21 protein-coding genes are annotated in these 21608 nt (G+C 70.5%); 17 read left to right on the top strand and 4 right to left on the bottom strand.

The window, feature by feature from the left end:
- Window positions 1-108: 108 nt before the first annotated feature.
- The 15 genes from ACZ7DE_RS07950 (at window position 109) to ACZ7DE_RS07880 (ending at window position 14063) form a co-directional block, all read left to right on the top strand.
- A complete protein-coding gene (locus ACZ7DE_RS07950) occupies window positions 109-930 on the top strand; it encodes an AfsR/SARP family transcriptional regulator (RefSeq protein WP_470758851.1) in 822 nt (273 codons plus the stop codon).
- Window positions 931-978: 48 nt separating this feature from the next.
- Complete coding sequence (locus ACZ7DE_RS07945; protein WP_470758850.1) at window positions 979-2808, top strand: AfsR/SARP family transcriptional regulator; 1830 nt, start codon at window positions 979-981, stop codon at window positions 2806-2808.
- A 145-nt stretch (window positions 2809-2953) separates the two neighbouring features.
- Entirely contained in the window at window positions 2954-4831 is a 1878-nt protein-coding gene (locus ACZ7DE_RS07940) for an AfsR/SARP family transcriptional regulator (RefSeq protein ID WP_470758849.1), read from the top strand.
- Window positions 4828-5193 (top strand): acyl carrier protein, encoded by a 366-nt coding sequence (locus ACZ7DE_RS07935; RefSeq protein ID WP_470758848.1) that lies wholly within the window; start codon window positions 4828-4830, stop codon window positions 5191-5193. Before ACZ7DE_RS07940 ends, ACZ7DE_RS07935 begins: the two co-directional genes overlap by 4 nt.
- A complete protein-coding gene (locus ACZ7DE_RS07930; RefSeq protein WP_470758847.1) occupies window positions 5193-6242 on the top strand; it encodes a methyltransferase in 1050 nt (349 codons plus the stop codon). The genes ACZ7DE_RS07935 and ACZ7DE_RS07930 overlap by 1 nt, the downstream gene beginning before the upstream one ends.
- A 34-nt stretch (window positions 6243-6276) precedes the next feature.
- On the top strand, window positions 6277-6528 hold the full coding sequence (locus ACZ7DE_RS07925) for an acyl carrier protein (RefSeq protein WP_470758846.1): 252 nt from the start codon (window positions 6277-6279) through the stop codon (window positions 6526-6528).
- Window positions 6528-6986, top strand: coding sequence for an SRPBCC family protein (locus ACZ7DE_RS07920; protein ID WP_470758845.1), 459 nt, complete (start codon window positions 6528-6530; stop codon window positions 6984-6986). The genes ACZ7DE_RS07925 and ACZ7DE_RS07920 overlap by 1 nt, the downstream gene beginning before the upstream one ends.
- A gap of 52 nt (window positions 6987-7038) precedes the next feature.
- Window positions 7039-8571 (top strand): amino acid adenylation domain-containing protein, encoded by a 1533-nt coding sequence (locus tag ACZ7DE_RS07915; RefSeq protein WP_470758844.1) that lies wholly within the window; start codon window positions 7039-7041, stop codon window positions 8569-8571.
- A 49-nt stretch (window positions 8572-8620) separates the two neighbouring features.
- Window positions 8621-8950, top strand: a complete 330-nt coding sequence (locus ACZ7DE_RS07910; RefSeq protein WP_470758843.1) for a TcmI family type II polyketide cyclase — start codon at window positions 8621-8623, stop codon at window positions 8948-8950.
- A 92-nt stretch (window positions 8951-9042) separates the two neighbouring features.
- Complete coding sequence (locus tag ACZ7DE_RS07905) at window positions 9043-9459, top strand: cupin domain-containing protein (RefSeq protein ID WP_470758842.1); 417 nt, start codon at window positions 9043-9045, stop codon at window positions 9457-9459.
- Window positions 9460-9461: 2 nt separating this feature from the next.
- Window positions 9462-10727 carry a beta-ketoacyl-[acyl-carrier-protein] synthase family protein gene (locus ACZ7DE_RS07900; RefSeq protein WP_470758996.1) on the top strand — a complete coding sequence of 422 codons (1266 nt, stop codon included), beginning with the start codon at window positions 9462-9464 and terminating at the stop codon, window positions 10725-10727.
- Window positions 10724-11944: a ketosynthase chain-length factor gene (locus ACZ7DE_RS07895; protein ID WP_470758841.1), complete on the top strand. Its 1221-nt coding sequence runs from the start codon at window positions 10724-10726 to the stop codon at window positions 11942-11944. The genes ACZ7DE_RS07900 and ACZ7DE_RS07895 overlap by 4 nt, the downstream gene beginning before the upstream one ends.
- Before the next feature lie 17 nt (window positions 11945-11961).
- Complete coding sequence (locus ACZ7DE_RS07890) at window positions 11962-12309, top strand: antibiotic biosynthesis monooxygenase family protein (RefSeq protein ID WP_470758840.1); 348 nt, start codon at window positions 11962-11964, stop codon at window positions 12307-12309.
- Window positions 12299-13066, top strand: a complete 768-nt coding sequence (locus tag ACZ7DE_RS07885) for a thioesterase II family protein (protein WP_470758839.1) — start codon at window positions 12299-12301, stop codon at window positions 13064-13066. Before ACZ7DE_RS07890 ends, ACZ7DE_RS07885 begins: the two co-directional genes overlap by 11 nt.
- Window positions 13053-14063 (top strand): methyltransferase, encoded by a 1011-nt coding sequence (locus ACZ7DE_RS07880; protein WP_470758838.1) that lies wholly within the window; start codon window positions 13053-13055, stop codon window positions 14061-14063. The genes ACZ7DE_RS07885 and ACZ7DE_RS07880 overlap by 14 nt, the downstream gene beginning before the upstream one ends.
- A 162-nt stretch (window positions 14064-14225) precedes the next feature.
- On the opposite strand, the gene ACZ7DE_RS07875 is transcribed toward ACZ7DE_RS07880, so the two are convergent.
- Window positions 14226-15515 (bottom strand): activator-dependent family glycosyltransferase, encoded by a 1290-nt coding sequence (locus tag ACZ7DE_RS07875; protein WP_470758837.1) that lies wholly within the window; start codon window positions 15513-15515, stop codon window positions 14226-14228.
- A gap of 186 nt (window positions 15516-15701) precedes the next feature.
- Between ACZ7DE_RS07875 and ACZ7DE_RS07870 the strand changes: the two genes are divergently transcribed.
- Window positions 15702-16121: an ester cyclase gene (locus tag ACZ7DE_RS07870; RefSeq protein WP_470758836.1), complete on the top strand. Its 420-nt coding sequence runs from the start codon at window positions 15702-15704 to the stop codon at window positions 16119-16121.
- Window positions 16122-16220: 99 nt separating this feature from the next.
- Here the strand turns inward: ACZ7DE_RS07870 and ACZ7DE_RS07865 are convergent, their stop codons facing one another.
- From ACZ7DE_RS07865 to ACZ7DE_RS07855, 3 genes are all read right to left on the bottom strand, one after another.
- On the bottom strand, window positions 16221-17702 hold the full coding sequence (locus tag ACZ7DE_RS07865; RefSeq protein ID WP_470758835.1) for an MFS transporter: 1482 nt from the start codon (window positions 17700-17702) through the stop codon (window positions 16221-16223).
- Window positions 17703-17837: 135 nt separating this feature from the next.
- A complete protein-coding gene (locus ACZ7DE_RS07860; RefSeq protein WP_470758834.1) occupies window positions 17838-18836 on the bottom strand; it encodes an Lrp/AsnC family transcriptional regulator in 999 nt (332 codons plus the stop codon).
- Window positions 18837-18924: 88 nt separating this feature from the next.
- A complete protein-coding gene (locus ACZ7DE_RS07855) occupies window positions 18925-19689 on the bottom strand; it encodes an SDR family NAD(P)-dependent oxidoreductase (protein ID WP_470758833.1) in 765 nt (254 codons plus the stop codon).
- A gap of 252 nt (window positions 19690-19941) precedes the next feature.
- Here ACZ7DE_RS07855 and ACZ7DE_RS07850 point away from each other — a divergent pair, with 252 nt between their 5' ends.
- Window positions 19942-21573, top strand: coding sequence for an FAD-dependent oxidoreductase (locus tag ACZ7DE_RS07850; RefSeq protein WP_470758832.1), 1632 nt, complete (start codon window positions 19942-19944; stop codon window positions 21571-21573).
- The last annotated feature ends 35 nt before the right edge of the window (window positions 21574-21608 follow it).

Here is a 21608-nt window from a genome sequence, read left to right as displayed (position 1 = left end):
CGACAGGCGCTCAAGGAGTCCGGAACGCGGTCCCCCGGCCGAATACGGTTCCTGAACCGTACTCACGTACTGGCTTGGTACGGGACTCCGACAGGTCTGGAGGAGACTGTGAAGGTTCGAATTCTGGGCCCCTTCGACGTCACGGCGAACGGAACGTCGATCCTGCCGACGGCGGGCAAGCCGCGTCAGATCCTCGCCCTGCTCTCCCTGCACGCCGGATCGATGGTCCCGCTGGCGACGCTGATGGACGAACTCTGGGGCGCCGAGCCGCCGCAGAGCGCGCTGACCACCCTCCAGACCTACGTCTCCCAACTGCGCAGAAGACTCGACGCGACGCCGGGGCCGGACATCCCGCGCCCCGCCAAGGACGTCCTGGTCACCTGCCAGGGCGGATACGCGCTGCGGATCCCGCCGGCCGCGGTCGACGTGCACGCGCAGGAGCAGCTCGTCGCGGCCGGCCACGCGGCCTTCGAAACCGGGCATGACGAGAGGGCGGCGGCCTCCTACCACGCGGCGTTGGCCCTGTGGCAGGGGCCGGTGCTGGCCGGCGTGCCCTGTGGCCGGATCCTGGGCATGGAACGGCGGCGTCTGGAGGTGGCCCGGCTGGTGGCGCTGGAACGCCGCATAGACGTGGATCTGCGACTCGGCCGCCACAGCGAGCTCCTGGCCGAACTGGCCGGGCTCGTCACCCACCATCCCCTGCACGAGGGGCTGCACTCGCAGGCCATGGTCGCGCTGTACCGGTCCGGCCGGCGGGCCGCGGCCATCGGCGTCTACCGGCGCTTGCGCAGGCTCCTCGTCGGAAGGCTGGGCGTCGAGCCCGCACCGCAACTGCAACGGCTCCACCAGGCCATCCTCACCGTCGACCCGGCGCTGAACGTCGCCGCGGGTCCCCGCCACACGCCGACCTTCGACCTCTACCCGGCCTGAGCCCCCCGGGATGCCCGGCGCGGGTCCGACCCAGTAGGACGTGACGAGATGGAATTCAAGCTGCTCGGACCGGTCGAGGTCGTCCATGAAGGGCGGCCGCTCCCGCTCGGCGGCAGCAAGCCCAGGACACTGCTGGCCGCTCTGCTCCTGGCCGAGGGAAGGGCCGTGTCCGAGACCCGGCTCAGCAGGATGCTCTGGGACAACAGGCCGCCCCGCACCCGGCGTGCACAGATCCACACGTACGCTTCCCGGCTGCGCAAACTGCTCGCCCCGTACGCCGACGTCGTGCACACCGGGTCCGGGTACGCGCTGCGCACCCGGCACGGGAGCCTCGACCTGACGGAGTTCCGCCGCCGTGTCGAGCTGGGGCACGACGAGGCACGACGCGGCCACCCCGTGCAGGCCTCCATCCAGCTGGCCGACGCCCTGGCCATGTGGCGCGGCCCGGCCCTCGGCGGGACCACCGACTTCCTCGTGGAGGCGGAGCGGGCGCGGCTGGAGGACGCCAGGCTCGCGGCGCTGGAGGAGCGCGTCGGCGCGGACCTGGCGCAGGGCAGGCACGGCCACCTCCTGGTGGAACTGGGCGGTCTGGTGGAGGAGCATCCACTGCGGGAACGGCTGCGCGCCCAGCTGATGACGGCGCTGTACCGCTGCGGCAGGCAGGCGGACGCGCTGGAGGTGCACCAGCGCGGACGCGACCGGCTCGCGGCGGCGGGATTGCGCCCGGGGCCGGTCCTCGACCGGGTGTTCCACGCCATCCTCGACGTCGACCCCGCGCTCGTCGTCCCGCCCCTCGCCCCGCCGGCCGCGGCACTCCGGAGCCGGCCGCGCGCCGACGGACCGAGCCTCCTCCCCGCGGACCTCGCCGACTTCACGGGCCGGGAGGAGTGTCTCGACCTGCTCGGCGCCCGGCTCCGGTCCAGGACCCCCGGCCCCGTGGTGATCTCCGGTGCCATCGGCGTGGGGAAGAGCGCGCTGGCGGTCCGTCTCGCGCACCGTTGCGCCGACCGCTTTCCCGACGGCCGGCTGTACGTCGACCTCGGCGGCATGCCTTCGGGCCGGGAGCGGGTCCACGTCGCGGCGGGCCGTCTGATCGGCGCCCTGGATCCGGGGCGTCCGCTGCCCGACTCCGCCGAGGAGCGCGCCGCTCTCTACCGCGCCGTCGTCAGCGAAGGCAGGGTCCTCGTGCTGCTCGACGGCGCCGACGACGAGGCCGAAGTGCGCCCCCTGCTGCCCGGCCCCGGGCCGGCTCGGGTCGTCGTGACCGCGCACGTCAGGCTGGCCGCGCTGGGCGACGCACAGCGCGCCGACCTCCGCGCCTTCACGACGTCGGAGGCCCTGGAACTGTTCGGCAGGACCGCCGGAGCGCAACGGGTCGCGGCCGAGCCGGAGGCGACGGACCGGGTCATGACGTCGTGTGAGCGTCTTCCGGTGGCGGTGCGCGCGGCCGGCGCCCGGTTGGCGGCGCGCCCGCACTGGACCGTGGCCCGGCTGGCCGCCCGGCTCGCCGATCCGACCCGCAACAGGCTCGACGAACTGAGCGTGGCCGACCTGGACCTGCGCGTCGGGCCGGCCAGGTTCTGCCGCGAGCTGTCCGCCCGGTCCAGGAGCACCCTGACCAGACTGGCCTTCCTGCGCAGGCGTCTGATCACCTCGGACGAGGCCGCGGAAGCCCTCGGCGTGCCGGAACGCGACGCGGAGGACCTGCTGGAGGCTCTGGCGGACGCCCGCGCCCTGGACGTCGTGCACCCCGACGAATCCGGTGACACCGCCTACGCCCTCTCGGAATTCCTCTCGCTGTTTCTGCGTGAACAGTACGTAAGCGATCGTGACGTGTGGGAAGGCCTGTCGATTCTCTCGTCAAGAGCTCCTCTCTAGCTTTCGTATAGCGCAGGCGGTCTCTCATATAGGGGCGTTCGACAGTATGGCCGAGGACGGGGGCCCGAACGGAACACCGATGTTGCGCTCACTATGCGGTCCCGGCATCACGACGGCAATTCCGTGATAAAGCCGAGGTGGTCGAGTGAAATTCCGCTTGCTGGGAAACCTTGAAGCACAGTCGGACGAGGGCGGCGAACCATTGGTGCTCGCTCCGAAACTACGCGCCGTACTCGCCTTGTTGCTGATCTCCAGGGGACGCACGGTCCCCATGAGCCAGTTCGTCGAGGAACTGTGGCTGGACCGGCCGCCCGCCACGGTCTCGGCCACCATGCAGACCTACATCTATCAGCTGCGCAAACTGCTGAGCACCGTGGGCGGCGAGGCGGGATCGGCGGCCCTGGCCACGGACTCCGCCGGCTACGCCTTCCGGGCGGCCGTCGAGGACGTCGACGTGCATGTCTTCGAATCGTGCTTCGACGCGGGCCGAGCCGCCATGCGGGCGGGGGACCACGAGCAGGCCGTCGAGAGCTTCGACCGGGCCCTCGCCGTGTGGCGCTCCACGGCGGTGCTCGCCGACGTGCCCAAGGGGCCGTTCCTGGAGGCATACGCAGTCCGGCTGGAAGAGGCCCGGATGCAGACGATCGAGCTGCGCATCGAGGCCTACCTGCGACTCGGCCGGGAGCTGGACGTACTGCCCGAGCTCAGGGCGCTCACCCTCAACCACCCTCTTCACGAGGGGCTGCACGGCAGGCTGATGCTGGCTCTGCACCGGGCCGGGCGTCGGCACGAGGCGCTGGCGGCCTACCGGACGGTACGGGGAGCCCTGGCGCAGGAGTTGGGCCTGGAGCCGTGCGAGGCTCTCCAGCGGCTCCACCGGTCCTTGCTCGCCGGAGGCCCTGAACTCGATCACCTCGCCGACCCGGCCGGCGCCGCCGCCCCCACCGTGGTCCCCGCTCAACTCCCTCCGGACATACCGGAGTTCTGTGGACGCCAGGCGGAGACGGTGCGGCTGGAGGGGCTGCTGACCGCGACCTGCGGATCCGGCCCCCGCATCGTGGCCCTCAGCGGAATGGCCGGCGCGGGCAAGACCGCGCTCGCCGTGCGGCTGGCCCACCAGGTGCGCAAGCGGTATTCCGACGGCCAGTTCTTCGCATGCTTCCAGGGAAGCCTCGCCGCTCGCAGCGGCCTGCCCCCCGACCCCTACACGGTCATCGGCTCGTTCCTGCGCGGCGTCGGCTTCCTGCCCGGACAGATGCCGGACGACCTGGCCGGCCGCAGCCAGCTGTTTCGCAGCTGGTGCGCGGACCGCAGCGTGCTGATCCTGCTGGACGACGTCCGCTCCGCGGAGCAGGTGCGTCCGCTTGTCCCGGCCGGTCCGAACTGCGCGGTCGTGACCACCAGCCGCTCCCCGCTCTACGCGCTCAGCGGCGCCAGGAGCGTCGAGGTCGGCCCCTTCGAGCCCGCCGACGCCGTCGAGTTGCTCTCCCGCGTCTCGGGGCGCACCTGGGACGCCCACGACCGGGCCATGGCCCGGTCGATCGCCGACGACTGCGAACATCTGCCGCTGGCCGTCCGCGCCGTGGGTTCGCTGCTGGCGCTGCCTTCGCGGATGCCTCTGCGCCGGGCGGCGCATCGGATGGCCGACCGCAGACAGCGCCTGCAGCTGCTCAGGAGCGGCAGCGCCGATCTGTGCGCCAGGCTGGAGCACTCCTACGCCTGTCTGGACCCGGTCGCCAGGCGTCTGCTGCGGGTCCTCAGCCGGGCGACGGTGGCGTGTTTCGCCGTGGAGGCCGTCAGTCGGCTGTCCGGTCTGGACGAGGCAGAGGCCGAGGCCGCCCTGGACCGGCTGTACGACGCCAGGTTCCTGTTCGCCCGCGCCGACGAGGAGCAGGGCGCGACCCGTTACGGGCTGATGGAGCTCACCCGTCTGTTCGTCCAGCAGCAGGGCTCCGACGACCTCGCCGACGAGCTGTCCGAGGACGCCCAGGACCGTGACCCTTCGCTCTTCACCGCAGTGTGAGGGTTTCTCTAGAAGCCTTTGTCACGCTCTTCCGGAGCGAACCGGAGGAAAAGCGAAACAGGACTGCTGAGGGGAGAAAGAGCGTGCAGGAATTCACCCTCGACGACCTGGTGGGTCTCACCCGGACTCACGCCGGAGAGGCGGAGGAAGGTGTACTCGACGGTGACATCGTCGACGTCCTCTTCACACACCTCGGCTATGACTCGGTGGCTTTGATGGAGGTCCTCAGTCACATCAGGCACGAGTACGGAATCGATCTCGCCGAGGACGCCGTGGACGCATTGAGAACCCCGCGTGCGGTCATCGAGAAAGTCAATGAAGTCATCCGATCCCAGAGCGACGAACGAAAGAAGGTTGTGTAGTGAGTGAGGCCGAGAAGACTGCCGCGGAACAGTTCCTCCCCAACGATCTGTACGGGCTGCAGCTGGTCCTGCTCGCCTCGGGCGGACGGCTGTTCCAGATCGTCAACGCCCTAGCGGAGCTGGGCATCGCCGACCACCTCAAGGGTGGCCCGCTGCCCGTCTCGGAGCTGGCCGAGCGCGCCGGCGCCGACGAGCAGGCCCTTCAGAGGGTGCTGCGGGCCACCGCGATGCTGGGCATCTTCGCCGAAGGGCCGACCGGGGTCTTCAGCTCCACGCCGGTCACGAAGTCGCTGACGCAGGACAACCCGCACGGTGTGTTCCCGCTCATCCGCTACAACCACATGGAGCTCACCGCCCGCCCCTTCGAGGACATCCTGCACAGCCTCAGGACCGGCGAGCCGGCCTTCAAGCAGACCTTCGGCACGACGTTCAACGAGTACCTGGAGCAGAACCCGGAGGCCGACCGGTTCTGCGACGAGTTCCAGACCTACTGGGCCGAGCAGTTCGCGGAGGAGGAGCTCGACCAGTGGGACCTCGGACGCTTCTCCAGCATCGCCGACCTGGGGGGCGGTGACGGCTATTTCCTGGCGCAGGCCCTGCGGCGCTACCCGGAGATGACCGCGCACCTCTACGACCTGCCGTGGATGGCGAAGAAGGGCGAGAAGATCTTCGCGGAGCACGGGGTCGGCGACCGCGTCGAGATCGTCGGCGGCGACCTCCTCAAGGACCCCCTGCCCGTCGGCGCCGCCTGCTACTTCGTCAAGGCCGTCTTCATGCGCTTCTCCGACGACGAGGCCGAGCAGGCCCTTCGCAACATCCGCAAGGCCGTCGGCGACGACGCCGAGGCCCGTCTGCTGATCGTCGACTCCGTGCTCAAGCCCGGCAACGAGTGGGACCACGGCAAGCTGCTCGACATCGACATGCTCGTGCTGCACGGGGGCCGCAAGCGCACCCTCGACGACTGGAACCAGCTCTTCTCGCGCACCGGCTTCGCGCTGCTCAACGAGCCCGTCTACCACTGGGACCTGCTCGAGTGCAAGCCGGTCTGAGACCCCGAACCAGCCCAGCCCCACGGAGGCAGACATGGCGCCGACAGGCGTGACCCGATCGAGGCTGCACGACATCCTCGCCACCCACATCGGCCTGGAGCCGGAGGTCATCGACGGGGCGAACGACTCCTCGCTCGCCGACCTCGGGGTCGACTCGATCGGCCTCATCGAACTGCAGAAGGCCGTCTCCGACGAGTACGACACGGAACTCCCCGACGAGGCGCACGCATGGAGCCTCGACCAGATCATCAACCACCTGAACTCGACGACGAGGAAGGCAAGCTGATGGCGAGCAGCACGGACAACTCGGTGTACATCGCGGCCCCCCTGGACACGGTGTGGCGGCTGACCAACGACGTCAGGACCTGGCCGGACCTCTTCACCGAGTACGCCGCGGTCGAGGTGCTCCACGAGGACGGCCCCACCGTCCGCTTCCGGCTGACCATGGTCCCCGACGACGACGGCACCGTGTGGAGCTGGGTCAGCGAGCGCACCACGGACGTCGGCACGCACTCCGTTCGCGCCCACCGGGTGGAGACCGGGCCCTTCGTGTACATGCGCATCCACTGGACGTACGAGACCGAGGGCCAGGGCACGACGATGCGCTGGCGCCAGGAGTTCGAGGCCAAGCCCACCGCTCCCTTCGACGACGCGTCCATCACCAAGCGCATCAACGACAACACGCGCATCCAGATGGCAGTGATCAAGCAGAAGGTCGAGGCGGCCGTCGCGGCTTCGGCCTGAGCAGGCCGCTGACGCACGCCTATTCCGACGAGGGCGCCCGGACGGGGAGACGATGAAGGACCGAACGCTGCACGAGTGGTTCGCGGAGTCCGCGGCCCGGCACGAGGACGCGGTGGCCCTCGAGGTCGGCGGACGGACGCTGACGTACCGACAGCTCGACCGGGCCGCGGACCGGATCGCCGGGGAGGTCCTTCGCCGTTGCGCCGGCCGGCCCCGGCGGATCGGCCTGTACGCCTCCCGGTCGGTCGCCGCCTACGCCGGTTACCTGGCCGCCCTCCGGCTGGGCGCCGCCGTCGTACCGCTGAACCCGTCGTTTCCCGCGGCCCGCAACGAGCGGATCGTGCGAGCCGCGGCCCTGGACGCGGTGATCGCACAGCGGCCCGCCCCCGGGCTCCCGGCACCCGTCGTCGAGGTGGACCCGTCGCGGCCCGCGCATGAGTCGTCGGCATCGGCGACCCTCCGGCCGTCGCACCGCCCGGGGAGCCTGGAGGCCGCCTACGTCCTGTTCACCTCCGGGTCCACCGGGGCGCCCAAGGGGGTGCCCGTCAGCCACCGCAACGTCGACGCCTATCTGCGGCACGTCGTCCCGCGCTACCGGCTCGGCCCCGGCGCGCGGGTGACGCAGAACTTCGAACTCACCTTCGATCTGTCGGTCTTCGACCTCTTCGCCACCTGGGGCTCGGGCGCCACGCTGGTCGTGCCCACCCGCGGCGAGCTCCTCGCGCCGACGCGGTTCGTGACCGAGCGCGGCATCACCCACTGGTTCTCGGTGCCCTCCGCCGTCTCCGTAGCGCTGCGCCTGGGGCGGCTGGACGAGAACTCCATGCCCCACCTGCGCTGGAGTCTGTTCTGCGGCGAGCAACTGACCGTCGAGCAGGCCGAGGCGTGGCGGCGGGCGGCACCGGGGAGCACCGTCGAGAACCTCTACGGTCCGACCGAACTCACCCTGAGCTGTGCCCAGTTCAGGCTCCCGGCGGACCGCTCGGCCTGGCCGGAGCCGGCCAACGGCACGGTGCCGGTGGGCGAGATGCACCCGGAGCTCGAAGCCCTCGTCGTGGGCGAGGACGGACGCCGGGCCGCGACAGGAGAACTGTGCGTGCGCGGGCCCCAGCGATTCGCCGGCTACCTGGACCCCGCAGACAACCGAGGGCGCTTCCTGACCCTCGACGGCGACCGGACGGCGGTCTGGGAGCGGGACGCACCGCCGCCCGAGGCCGCCTGGTACCGCACCGGCGACCTGGTCCGCGACGAAGACGGCTGCCTCGTCCACCTCGGACGCCTCGACCACCAGGTCAAGGTGCAGGGCTACCGGATCGAGCTCGGCGAGATCGAGGCGGTGCTGCGCGGGCACGAGGCGGTCGCCGAGGCGATCGTGGTGGCCGTCCGGACGGACGGCGGGCCGGTCGTGCTGCACGCGGTGTGCACCGGGGCCGAGGAGGCCGGCGACGAACTGCGGACGTTGCTGCAGTCACGGCTTCCGCAGCACATGATTCCCCGGTCCATCGCCTTCTGGCCCCAATTGCCGCTGAATTCCAACGGGAAGGTCGATCGCAACGCGATCACGACGGAGCTCGCCGGCGAATGAGACGGGTTCCGACGAGTCAAGGCGACGTACACGGACGGAGAACATCACCATGCAGCGAGTCCTTTTCATCGATCGAATGCACCCGCAGGACGCCGACGAGGTCGCGCAGATCTGGCAGGCGCACGACGCGACGGGCCTTCCGCAGGAGATCGGGGTCGCGAGCCGGCGCCTCTACCGGTTCCACGGCTTGTACGTGCATCTCGTCGAGGCGCAGGAGGGCGTCGAGGAAGACCTGACCGACCGGATCTTCGCAGCTCGCGATGCCCGGGAGTTCATCGAGACCCGTGACGCGCTCGCGAAGTTCCTGACGCCCTACTCGCCCGAGTTCAGGAACCTGAAGGCCACCAGGGCCGAGGAGTTCTACCGCTGGCAGGCCTGACCTGCCGCCCGGGCCCGTATCTGTACCGAAAGCCCGCCTGAAGCCCGTCTGAAGCCCATGAGAGGGCTCGAACGAAGAAGGAGAACACCCCTATGTCGGGTCCGGTCAAGATCTCCATGGAGAACGCACCGGTGAGCACGCGGCTGGGCGGGACCATTCGCCCGCTGCTGACGCCGAAGTCGGTCGGCGCGAGTTCGGGATTCCTCGGAACGATGACCCTGGAGCCCGGCGAGTTCATAGCCGAGCACTACCACCCGTATTCGGAAGAGTTCATGTTCGTCGCCCAGGGCGAGATCGTCGTGCGGATCGACGGCGAGGAGATCACGGCGCGCGCCAACGAGGCCATGCTCGTGCCCAAGTTCGGCTCGCACCGCTACGAGAACCGCGGCTCGGAGACGGCCCTGATCGTCTTCCAGATGGCGCCCCTCGCCCCCAGTCCCGAAGAGGGGCACGTCGAGGTGGAGAAGCCGCCGTTCCCGACGGCGACCCCGCCCGTGGTGGGGCAGTGACCATGCCCCGAGCCGTCATCACGGGCCTGGGCGTCGTCGCCCCCGGCGGAGTGGGCGCCAAGCCCTTCTGGGAACAGATAACCTCCGGCCGCTCCGCCACCCGCCCGGTGTCCCTGTTCGACGCCACCGGCTACCGCTCGCGCATCGCCGGCGAGGTCGACTTCGACCCGATCGCCGCGGGTCTGTCCGCGCACCAGGCCGAGAACCTGGACCGCATGGTCCAGTTCGCCCTGGTCGGCCTGGCCGAGGCGGTGGCCGACAGCGGCATCGAGCTGGACACCCTGGACCCCGCGCGGGTCGGCGTCAGCGTCGGCACCGCGGTCGGCCTGACCATGGGCCTGGAACGCGAGTACGCCAAGGTCAGCCACCACGGCCAGAAGTGGCTGGTGGACCACACCCTGGCCGCCGACACCCTCTTCGACAACTTCATCCCCTCCTCGCTCGCCCGCGAAGTGGCCTGGGCGGCCGGAGCGGAGGGCCCCTCGACCGTTGTGTCCACCGGATGCACCTCCGGCCTGGACGCCGTGGGCTACGCACTGGACCTGATCCGCGAGGGGGCGGCGGACGTCGTCATCACCGGCGCCACCGACGCCCCCCTGTCACCGATCACCTACGCCTGCTTCGACGCCCTGCGGGCCACCTCCCCGGACAACCACGACCCGGCCGGGGCGTGCCGGCCCTTCGACCGCACGCGCAACGGATTCGCCCTCGGCGAGGGCGCCGCCGTGTTCGTCCTGGAGAGCGAGGAACACGCCCGGCGGCGCGGTGCGCACGTGTACTGCGAGCTCGCCGGGTTCGCCACCCGGTGCAACGCCTACCACATGACCGGACTGCGTCCCGACGGCGCCGAGATGGCAGAGGCCATCCGCGTCGCGATGGCCCAGGCCGAGGTGGCCCGTGACGGCTTCCAGTACATCAACGCCCACGGCTCCGGCACCCGGCAGAACGACCTGCACGAGACCGCGGCCTTCAAGGACGCCCTGGGCGCAGCCGCCTACGACACCCCGATCAGCTCGATCAAGTCGATGATCGGGCACGCGCTGGGCTCCGTGGGGTCCATCGAGATCGCGGCGTGCGCGCTGGCGATCGAACACGGCGTCGTGCCGCCGACGGCCAACCTGCGGGAGCCGGACCCCGAGTGCGACCTGGACTACATCCCCCTGATCGCCAGGGAGCTCCCGGTGGACACCGCGCTCACGGTGGGCAGCGGGTTCGGCGGCTTTCAGAGCGCGGCGATCCTGCGGCGGGCGAAGGGAGGCCGGAAATGACGGAGCGGATCGTCGTCACCGGGCTGGGCGTGGTGGCGCCCAACGGCCTGGGCACGGACGAGCACTGGAAGGCCACGCTCGCCACCCGCAGCGGCGTGCGCACCCTCGCCCGCTTCGACGCGAGCGGTTACCCGGTCCGAGTGGCCGGCGAGGTGAGCGAGTTCACCCCTGCCGAGCACGTGCCCGGAAGGCTGGTCCCGCAGACCGACCGGACCACGCAGTTCGCGCTCGCGGCGGCCCAGTGGGCCGTCGAGGACGCGGGCGTGGACCTCGCCGCGCTCGGGCTCTACGACGTCGGCGTCATCACCGCAGGCGGGTGCGGCGGCTTCGAGTTCGGTCAGCGGGAACTGCAGAAGCTGTGGAGCGAGGGCCCGCAGCGGGTCAGCGCCTACCAGTCCTTCGCCTGGTTCTACGCGGTGAACACCGGCCAGCTCTCCATCAGGCACGGTGCCCGCGGCGCGGGTTCGGTGGTGGTGAGCGAACAGGCGGGCGGCCTCGACGCGCTGGCGAGCGCCCGACGGCGGCTGCGGCGCAAGGACCTCACGGTGGTGCTCGGCGGCGGCCTCGACGCGCCGCTGTCCCCGTGGGGCCTGACCGCGCAGATCCCCGTCGGCCTGCTCAGCACCCGGCAGGACCCCGACCGCGCGTTCCTGCCCTTCGACGCCGACGCCTCGGGCTACGTCCCCGGCGAGGGCGGCGCCGTCCTGGTGATGGAGGAATGGGAGGCGGCTCGGCGCCGCGGCGCGCCCGTGGTGTACGGGGAGCTCGCCGGCTACGCGGCCACCTTCGACCCCCGCCCCGGCTCGGGCCGTCCTCCCGCGCTGGCCAGAGCGGTCCGCGGCGCGCTCGACGACGCCGGTCTGCGTCCCGCGGACATAGACGTCGTCTTCGCCGACGCGAGCGGCGTGCCCGCGCAGGACGCCGCCGAGGCGGCCGCGCTGCGGGAGGTGTTCGGGCCGCGGGGCGTGCCCGTGGCCGTGCCCAAGACGATGACCGGTCGGCTCTATGCCGGAGGAGCCCCGCTCGACGTGGCCGGGGCCCTGCTGAGCATCCGTGACTCCGTCGTGCCGGCAGCCGCGAACATCCGGGACGTCCCGGACGCCTACGACCTCGACGTCGTCGTGGACGGCCCCCGCGAACTGCCCGTGCGCGCGGCCCTCGTCGTGGCCAGGGGCCACGGCGGGTTCAATTCCGCACTCGTCGTGCGCGCCGTCTGAGAAGGAGACCCCGACCGATGGGAACCATCGCCCAAGAGAACGACTACTACACCCTGGTCAACGTGTTCACCGTGACGCCGGAGAACCAGGAGCGCATCTACGACGCCGTCGTCGAGGCCACCGACATCATCGAGACGTTCCCCGGCTTCGTCTCCGCCAACGTCCACAAGAGCTACGACGGCACCCGCGTCATCAACTACGCGCAGTGGCGCAGCAAGGACGAGTTCGACGCGATGCGCGCCCACCCGGACGTGCAGGACCACTTCCGGGCGTGCCGTGCCATCACGGACGACATCGTCCCGATCTTCTGCGAGGTCACGCACGTCCACCGATCTCCCACGGCCGGGTCGCGCCATGCCGACTGATACGCACGAGAGGTGGTTCCTGGGCGGGGCGCCACCGGTCGGCGCCGGAACCGTCCTGTACTGCCTGCCCAACGCCGGCGGGGGAGGCACCCACTACCTGTCGTGGCGTGGCCTGCTCCCCAAGAGCCTGTGGGTGCAGCCGGTTCAGCTGCCGGGCCGCGAGAACCGGTTGGCCGAGGATCCGCGTTTCGACGTGGCCGAGTTGGCCGACGCCCTGACGGAACGCGCAGACCGGCCGTACGTCCTGTACGGCCACAGCATGGGCGGCGTCCTCGCCTTCGAGGCGACGGCCGAGCTGGCCCGGCGCGGAGCCTCGTTGCCGGAGCGGATCCTGGTCGCGGCCAGCCCCGCACCGCACGTGGACGCCGGCTGGGCCCGCCGCTGGGCCGCCCTCGGCGAGCAGGCACTTCTCGACGAGGTCGTCGCGCTGGGCGGAGTGCCCCGGCAGGTGCTGGAACACCCCCGGCTGTGCCGGCGCATCACCAAGGTGCTCGCCTCGGACGTCGCCTGGCTCGCGAACCGGCCGATCGGGCCACGCGCCGCCCTGCCCGTGCCGATCGTCGCCCTGGCCGGTGAGCGGGACCCCCTAGTCCGCGCCGAGTCCATGGCGGACTGGGCCGACTGCACGTCCGAACACTTCCGACTGCACGTGATCGACGGTGGCCATCTCTTCCACACGGAACGGGCCGACGCCGTCACGTCAGCGATTCTGCAGAGTTTTTCCGCCGAGAGAGGAGACCTCCATGGGGTCCGTTGACGCTGATGCCGAACTGCAGCACGTGATGGACGTCGCCAGTGGGTTCTGGAGGGCGCGTGCGCTCTTCAGCGCCGTGGAACTGGGACTGTTCACCCGGCTGGCCGAAGGGCCGGCGACACGGGAGGAGATCGAGCAGTCCCTCGGGCTGCACCACAGCGCCGCGGCCGACTTCCTGGACGCGCTGGTCTCGCTGGGCCTGCTCGACCGCGAGGACGGACGCTACGTCAACACATCGGCGGCCGCCCGCTTCCTGGACAAGACCAAGGACGGCTACGTCGGAGGCTTCTTCACCTTCATGAGCTACGCGCTCTACCCGGCCTGGGGCCGCCTCACCGGGCTGCTGCGCAGCGGATCGCGCCAGGAGGGGCAGGACGACTTCGGGGACTGGTACAAGGACCTTGACCAGGTCCGCGGCTTCATGGACGCCATGGACAGCGTCTCCGCACCCGTCACCGAGGAACTCGCCCGGCGCTTCGACTGGTCCGCGTACTCGACGATCGCCGATCTCGGCGGCGCGCGCGGCAACCTCACCGGCCGCCTGGTGCAGGCCCACCCGCACCTGCGCGGCATCACGTTCGACGTCCCGGCCGTCAAGCCGCTGTTCGAGGAGCACGTCACCAGGCTCGGCGTCGCCGACAAGGTGGCCTTCCAGGGCGGGGACTTCCGCACCGACCCGCTGCCCGAGGCCGACGTCCTGATCTTCGGCCACGTCCTGCACGACTGGGACGACGAGACGCGGGCCCTGCTGGTCGGGCGCGCATACGAAGCCGTCCGCCCGGGAGGGGCTCTGCTCATCTACGAGGAGCTGCTCGACGACGACCGCCGGGGCCCGGCCCGTTCGCTGCTGATGAGCCTGAACATGCGGCTCGTGCGCAGCGGCGGTTCCGAGTACACGGCGGCGGAGAGCCGCGTCTGGCTGGAGGCGGCCGGCTTCGCCGACATCACGGTGGAGGACCTGACGGCCACCGAGCGCCTCATCGTGGCGCGCAAGAAGTAGCCGGCCCGGCGCCGCGCGGCGGCCCGGACTCCGTTTCGTACCCGGAGTCCGGGCCGTCGCGCGTGTCCGGGCCGACCGCGGCACCGGCGGGCGGCCGGCCGCACAGCACCGCACAGCACGATGCCGGCCCCCTGGCGAGGGCCGGCATCGGGGTGCGCAGGGTCAGGAACGTGAGCGGTGCCGGGCGGTGAGCTTCTCCAGGAGGGGGACGACGTCGTTGGGGCTGGGCATCCGCCCCACCTCCTCGTGGAGCGCGTCCGCCCCGGCCCGGAAGGACCGGTCGCCGAGGATCCGCTCCAGCTGCGCCCGCGCCTCGGTGGCTGAGAAGTCCTCGCTCTCGATGTCCGCGGCGATCAGTCCCGCGCCCCGCCGCTCGACGTAGCGCGCGATGTCCATGGACTGGCCCGAGGGACGCGAGGCGATGAGCTGGGGGGTGCGGTGCGCCACCGCGGCCGCGAACGTTCCGCCGCTGCCGTGGTGCATGATGGCCGCGCAGGTCGGCAGCAACTGGTTCAGCGGCACGTAGTCGACCGTGCGGACGTTGTCGGGTATCCGTCGCACGGAGGCCAGCTGGTCGGCGTTGAGCGTGGCCACCAGCTCGATGTCCATGTCGGCCACGGCGTCGAACAGCTCGGCCATCGGAAGCCTGCTGTCCTGGCCGAAGAACTTGCGGTTGCTCACGCCCAGGGTCAGACAGACGCGGGGCTTGCGCGGCCGCTCGTGCAGCCACTCGGGAACGGCCTGCGCACCGGTGTAGGGGACCCTGCGGACCGGCACGTACTCCAGGTCGACCGGCAGGCGCATGTCCGCCGGCATGGGGTCGACGCTCCACTGGCCGACCAGCAGTTCCTCGTCGAAGGTGAGCCCGAGGCGCTCGAGGGTCGGCGCCGTCATCGCGGCCATCAGGTCCTCGCGCGTCCCGTCCGTCGAACCGGACAGCCAGGTGCGGTACTTGCTCCTCGTCCACGCGAAGTAGTCCGGGGCCCACAGCAGCCTGGCGTGTGCGGCGCCGGACGCCCGGGCCGCGACGGCGCCGGGGAAGCACATCGGGTCCCACAGCACCAGGTCGGGCTCCCAGTTGCGGGCGAAGGACACCAGCGCGTCGGTGAAGGGCCGCTCCCCGGACGCCGGGGCCTCGGCGGGGAAGTGCATCCAGAACGGCGACATCAGGATGTTGCGGATCACCTTCCACAGACCCGGCTCGGCGGGGTCGACCAACGGGTCGATGATCGGGTCCAGCCGCTTGTCCGCGGCGCAGTCGTCGACTGCGGCCGCGAGGTCCACGGGGTCGCCCAGCCCGACCGCCGTGAGCCCGGCCTCCGTGATGGTGTCGACCATGTCCGGATAGCTGGCGACGCAGACGTCGTGCCCCGCACCCTGCAGCGCCCACGCCAGGGGAACGAAGGGATGCAGGTGGGTCGGGGATGGCATGATCGCGAACAGGACTCGCATCGAAACTCTCCAATTGTTGGTCCCTGGGCGAACACGTAATTTTCTCCGGAGCATCCCGGACGATTCAAGCGGTCCGTGAATGGGAATTCCTTTTCCCGGCAATTCTTCAGCGTTTCTTCAGTAACCCTGTACCGGTCATGGGGAGTATTTCTCGACCTGTCGGACCTGAATAATCGGAGAGACCTCATGGCGAGCCCGGACGGCAACAGGAGCGTCATCCTTCGTCTGTACGACGAGGCGCTGAACCAGGGGAATTTCGAGAAGATCACCGATGAGCTCGTGGCCCCGGACGCGGTCATGCACCACGCGCCCTATCACGACCAGACCGGGCCCGAGGTTCTCAAGGCGACCTGGCGCGCGCTGCACGAAGCGTTCAGCGACCTGCACTTCGAGGTCGAGGACCTGCTGGTGGACGGCGACGTGGTGGCCGTGCGCGGCACCACGACAGGCACTCACACCGGGACCTTCGCGGGGACCGCGCCCACCGGTCTGCGCGTCTCCGAGCGGGCGCACGTCTTCTACCGGCTCGACGACGCGTCGAGGGTGACGGAGATCTGGCCCATGGTCGACCGTGCGGGTCTGCTGCAGCAGCTGAAGTCCCTCTGACCTGGACGCGCATGAGTGAGCCGCCGGCCCGCTGGGGGCCGGCGGCTCGTCCGTGCGTGAGGTGACGGGGGACGAACACCCGCGCACGGAGTCGGTGTGTCAGTGGGCCTCGGCCGCCTCCTTGCCCGCCGGGGCGTGCGGCGGCGCGGCCTGGGCGCGCTTGCGGATGAAGACGGCCGTGCCGAGCGCCGCCACCAGGGCGAGGCCTGCGGAGGCCAGGTACACGGAGGTCAGACCGTGTGCGCCGGCGTCGTGCAGCACGTCCAGGGTGGTGCTGCGCCCGCTGGTGAGGGCGTCCTCGGCGGCGGACGGGTCGTCGACCTTGCCCTTCAGGTCGCCGCGGATGACGTTGGCGAAGACCAGGCCGAGGACGGCCACGCCCAGCGCCTGTCCCAGCTGACGGAAGGTGGCCATGGCTCCCGAGCCCATGCCGGCCCGCTGGGGCGGCACCGAGGCGAAGACGGCGGACCCGGTGGCCGGCATGCCGACGCCGACGCCGACGCCGATGACGAGCAGTCCCGGCAGGGCCGCCACCCAGGACGAGTCGCCGTCGATCACAAGTCCGTTGACGGCGCAGCCGGCGCCGATCAGGACCAGCGCCGCGGTGATGGTCACCCGCGGGGAGACGTCGTGCAGGCGCTTGCCGGTGAGCGTCGAGGCGGCGAACGTCGCTGCGGCCAGTGGCAGCAGCGCCAGACCCGCCTTGATCGGGGTGAGTCCGACGACCGACTGCAGCCACAGTGAGGTGAACACCAGGCTGGAGAAGCCCCAGGCGGAGGCGATGGTGCTCAGCATGATGGCGAGGAACGAGGGGTTGCGCATCAGCGAGATGTCCAGCATCGGGCTCGGATGACGCTGCTCGACGACGACGAAGAGCACGGTGCTCAGGATCGCGAGCGCGAACAGGCAGAGGGTGAACGCCGAGGTCCAGCTGTCCTCTCCGGCCCGGATCAGACCGTAGGTCAGGGCGCCGGAGGCGAGGGCGAAGGTGATGATCCCGGGGAAGTCGATGCGGGCGCCGCCCGGCTTGCGGGACTCCGTGAAGCACGCCCTCGTCAGCAGCATCGTCACCAGGCTGATCGGGATGTTCACGTAGAAGATGGCGCGCCAGCTCATGCTCTCGGTGAGCAGACCGCCGAAGATCGGTCCGACCGCGGCGGCGACGCCGATGACGGCGGACCACACGCCCATGGCGGTGCCGCGGTCCTTGCCCTCGTACGTGGTGCCGAGCAGCGCCATGCTGGTCACGAACATGGCGGCCCCGCCGATGCCCTGGAGACCGCGGGCCGCGATGAGCACCTCGGGGCTGGGGGCGAGGGCGCACAGGAGCGAGGCGCCGGCGAACACCGCGAGCGAGAGCAGGTAGACCCGCCGGCGGCCGAGCAGGTCGCCCACGGAGCCGGCGCTGAGCGTGAGCGCGGCCAGCACGAGCGTGTAGATGTTCATGACCCACTGCAGGCTCGACAGTGAGGCGTCCAGACCCGTGCCGATCTCGGGCAGCGCGACGGTCACCACGGTGGTGTCCACGATGAGCATGAACGACCCGAGGCACACCGCGACAAGCGGCAACCACTTGCGCATCAGATGTCCTTTCGTTTGCGGGAACACTCACAGAGTGGCGGCGAAGGGTCGTGCACACCTAACCGGCGGTGAGATTCTGACGGATATCCGCACCGAACGATGATCCGGAAGTGGAAATCGTCGAGTCGATCGGCCTCACAGGAGGGCCGCCTCACGGAACGCCTCGCTGGGCAGGGCCGTCCCGGCGCGCTTGACGGTGCGGTCGACAGTGGCCATCTCCACGTTGTGGACACCGTCCAACGACGCCACCCGTTCCGTGAGATAGCGGTAGAGGTCGGGGTGGTCCTTGCAGATGACGGAGGCCATGAGGTTCGTGGGGCCGGTGGTGACGGCCGCGAAGGAAACCTCCGGGTGCGCGGCCACCGCCTGCGCCGTCGCGACCAGCTCGGACGGGCGCACCGACATCCACAGCCGGGCCTCGGCGCGGTAGCCCAGTGCCGTCATCGGCAGGTCGACCTCGTAGCGCAGGACGCCGGTGCGCCGCAAGTGCTCCATGCGGCGCCGGACTGTCGACTCCGACCAACCGGTGGCGTCCGCCAACTCCCCGAAACCCGCCCGTCCGTTGCGGGAGAGGACCTCCACGAGGGAGTGGTCCTCGTGCGAGAGGTCCGTCGGGCCCTCGTCCGCGTCGGCGGGTTCCGGGCGCAGGGCTTCGGCCTGTTCGGGCGAGAGCGACGTCAGGCCCGACCACTGCGCCGGGCTCGCGAACCCCTGGAGCATCGCGTGCGCGCTGACCGACACCACGCGCGTGGTGCGCGACAGCTTGTGCAGGAGCAGCGAATCGCCGCTGCCGCCGCCGGTGCGCGCCTGCGTGCTGCAGGAGATCTCGGTGCCACCGGACAGCAGATGCACCCAGAACGTGTCGGTGCGGCGGGCGAGCGCGGCGGCGATGCCGCCCGCCGCGTCGGGGGTGCACTGCAGCCGGATGGTCCACGGCACGTATCCGAGCCGGGAGAGGTTCACCGAGGCCACCACCCTCAGCAGGCCGGCCGAGTAGAGACGGTGGTAGCGGCGGGCGACCGTGCTGTCGGAGATGCCGAGGACCTCGGCGATCCTGTTGAACTGGACGCGCCCGTCGATCTGCAGCGCGTGCGCGAGGTCGCGGTCGACCTTGTCGAAGACGGTGGAATTCATCTCCCGATGCTATGCGCGTGCATGGATCCGTCAAAGAGTGCGCCCTGTGTGCACCTGGACGGGAGGGCCCGGCCGATGCCGGAGCGGGTCAGATGCCCAGGCCGAGGCACATCCCCCCGGTGGCGTCCAGGAGGTGTCCGGTCACCCACCTGGCGTCGTCGGAGGCGAGGAAGGCGACGATGCCGGCGATGTCGTCGGGCTGCCCGATCCGGCCGAGCGCGGTGGCGGCCGCGACCGAGGCCATGGCCTCGGGGTACTGGCGCAGGAGGGCGATCATGTCGGTGTCCGTGACGCCGGCCGCGACCGAGTTCACCGTGATGCCGCGGGCGCCCAGACTGTGGGCGAGCGTACGGGCCATGGTGTCCAGCCCCGCCTTCGTCATGCCGTAGACGAGTTCGTGGGAGACCGCGATCCGGGTCACCGACGAGCTGATGTTGATGATGCGCCCCCCGTCGCTCAGCAGGGGCAGCACCTGCTGGGTGAGGAAGAACGGCGCCCGCAGATTGACGGCGAAGACCCGGTCGAAGTCCTGCGGCGTGGCGCTGTCGATCGAGCCGGTGTGACCGACGGCCGCGTTGTTGACCAGGATGTCCAGCGGCCGCCCCGACAACTCCTCGCGCAGACCGGCGACCAGCCGGTCGACGTCGCCCTCGGTGCCGAATTCCGACCGCAGGACGAAGCCCCGTCCGCCCGCCGCCTCGACCCCCGCCAGAGCTTCCTTCGCCTCGGCCTCGTCCGTCGCGTAGTGGACGGCGACCAGCGCGCCGTCGGCGGCCAGCCGTTCGGCGACGGCCCGTCCGATTCCGCGGGACGCCCCGGTGACCAGCGCCGTCCTGCCCGAGAGATTACCCATAGCGCGCTCCTGTAGATGAGTCGACACAGTCGCCCCACCGTCGCCGGGCCGGCTGAACGACCGCTCGGACGACGCTGAACCCGCGGCCGGCGCCCGCCGCCGACATCCGCGGCGGCCGACCGTGCGCCTCCCCGGGGACCGCTCCGACGTGCCGGTTCATCGACTCTTCAGTTCGTGTGGAGAGCTGCTCGACATTCTTTTCGCAGCGAATTGGAGAAGTTTCGTCGAATGGCACCGGATAGGAAAAACATCATGGCAGACGTTCAGGTTCCGGTTCTGGTGGTCGGTGGTGGCATGTCCGGCCTCGCCTCCGCGTTGTTTCTTCGCCAGCAGGGAATCGACTGTCTCGTGGTCGAGCGCAATTCGGGCGTCTCCCAGATGCTGCGCTCCACGCATGTCAGTCCACGCACCATGGAGTTGTTCCGCACGCTCGGCATCGAGCAGGGAGTGCTGGACGTGGCGGAGAAGTTCGTGCTCGGAAAGCACTGGGCGGACCGGGATCTCCCGCCGCACCATCTCCCGCGCGCCATCCTGCGGGCCCAGTCCCTGGCCCACATCGTCGAAGGCGACGTCGTGGTCATGGCCGAGGGCGAGAACGACTTCCACGACATCGGACCGTCGGAGGCGGTCTGGTGCGGCCAGGACAAGGTCGAGCCCGTCATGCTGGAGGAGGCGCTCCGGCTCGGCGCGCAGATCTCCTTCCGCACCGAACTCACCTCCTTCGTCCAGGACGAGGACGGCGTCACCGCGCAGCTGCGCGACCTGGAGAGCGGCCGCACCAGCTCGGTCCGGGCCCGGTACCTGATCGCAGCGGACGGGGCGCACAGCCCCCTGCGCAAGGAACTCGGCATCGAGCGGCACGGCCACGGCGCACTGGGCCACGTGCTGAACATCCTGTTCACCGCGGACATCGACTCGATACTCGACGGCCGCCGCTTCATGATCCTCTACCTGCAGAACCGTGACGCCCCCGGCATGCTCTTCAAGGTCGACGACGAGCGCTGGATCTACGGCATCTTCGGCGACCCACGGGTCCTCGACGCCTCGAAGATCACCCCTGAGGAATGCGTGGAACTGGTCCGCAAGGCGACCGGAGTCCCCGGCCTGGAGGTGAACATCCTCGAGTCCAAGGGATGGTGGATCGGGCACGGCATAGCCGAGACCTATCGCGAGAACCGGGTGTTCCTGGTCGGCGACTCCGCCCACGTGCTGCCGCCGACCGGCGGCTTCGGGGCCAACTGCGGCGTCCAGGACGCCCAGAACCTGGCCTGGAAACTGGCCGGCGTCCTGCGCGGCTGGGCGGGCGAGGGACTGCTCGACACCTATGAGACCGAACGCCGTCCCGTCGGCCGGGCCACCATCGACCAGGCCTGGATGCGGCACATGCGGTGGAGCGACCCGCAGGACGCCGACGAGCGCGACGAGCGCGAGCAGACCATCGTGACCACTGCCTACCGCTACACCTCCCCGGTCATTCCCGGCACCGACTTCGACGACCCGCTCAGCCACGAACTCGTCATCGACGGCCGGCCCGGGATGCGCGTACCGCACACCTGGCTGACCGACTCACGGGGCGGTCGGGTCTCTCCCATCGACCTGACCGGCGAGGCCTTCCTGCTCTTCACCGGCGACCAGGGTGACGACCGGGCGAAGCGGGCACTGGCCGCCGCCGACGAGCTCGGCATGCCGCTGAAGGTGCACCGGCTCGGTCCTGACGGCGAGGTGCGCGACCCGCACGACGAGTTCCGCAAAGCGAGCGGCATCGGCGCGCACGGCGCCCTGCTGGTCCGGCCCGACGGCTTCGTCGCCTGGCGCTCCCAGGACGCCGAGGACGCCGAGGACTTCGCGGACATCCTCGCGACCGTCACTGGCCGGACCCTCTGACCTTCCCGTTCCCTCGCCCCCGTGCCGCCCGTGAG

The organism is Streptomyces sp. NPDC037083 (genome assembly GCF_055606485.1).
The sequence above is the reverse complement of the archived record's forward strand: the minus strand, read 5'-3'. Positions and strand labels throughout refer to the sequence as shown.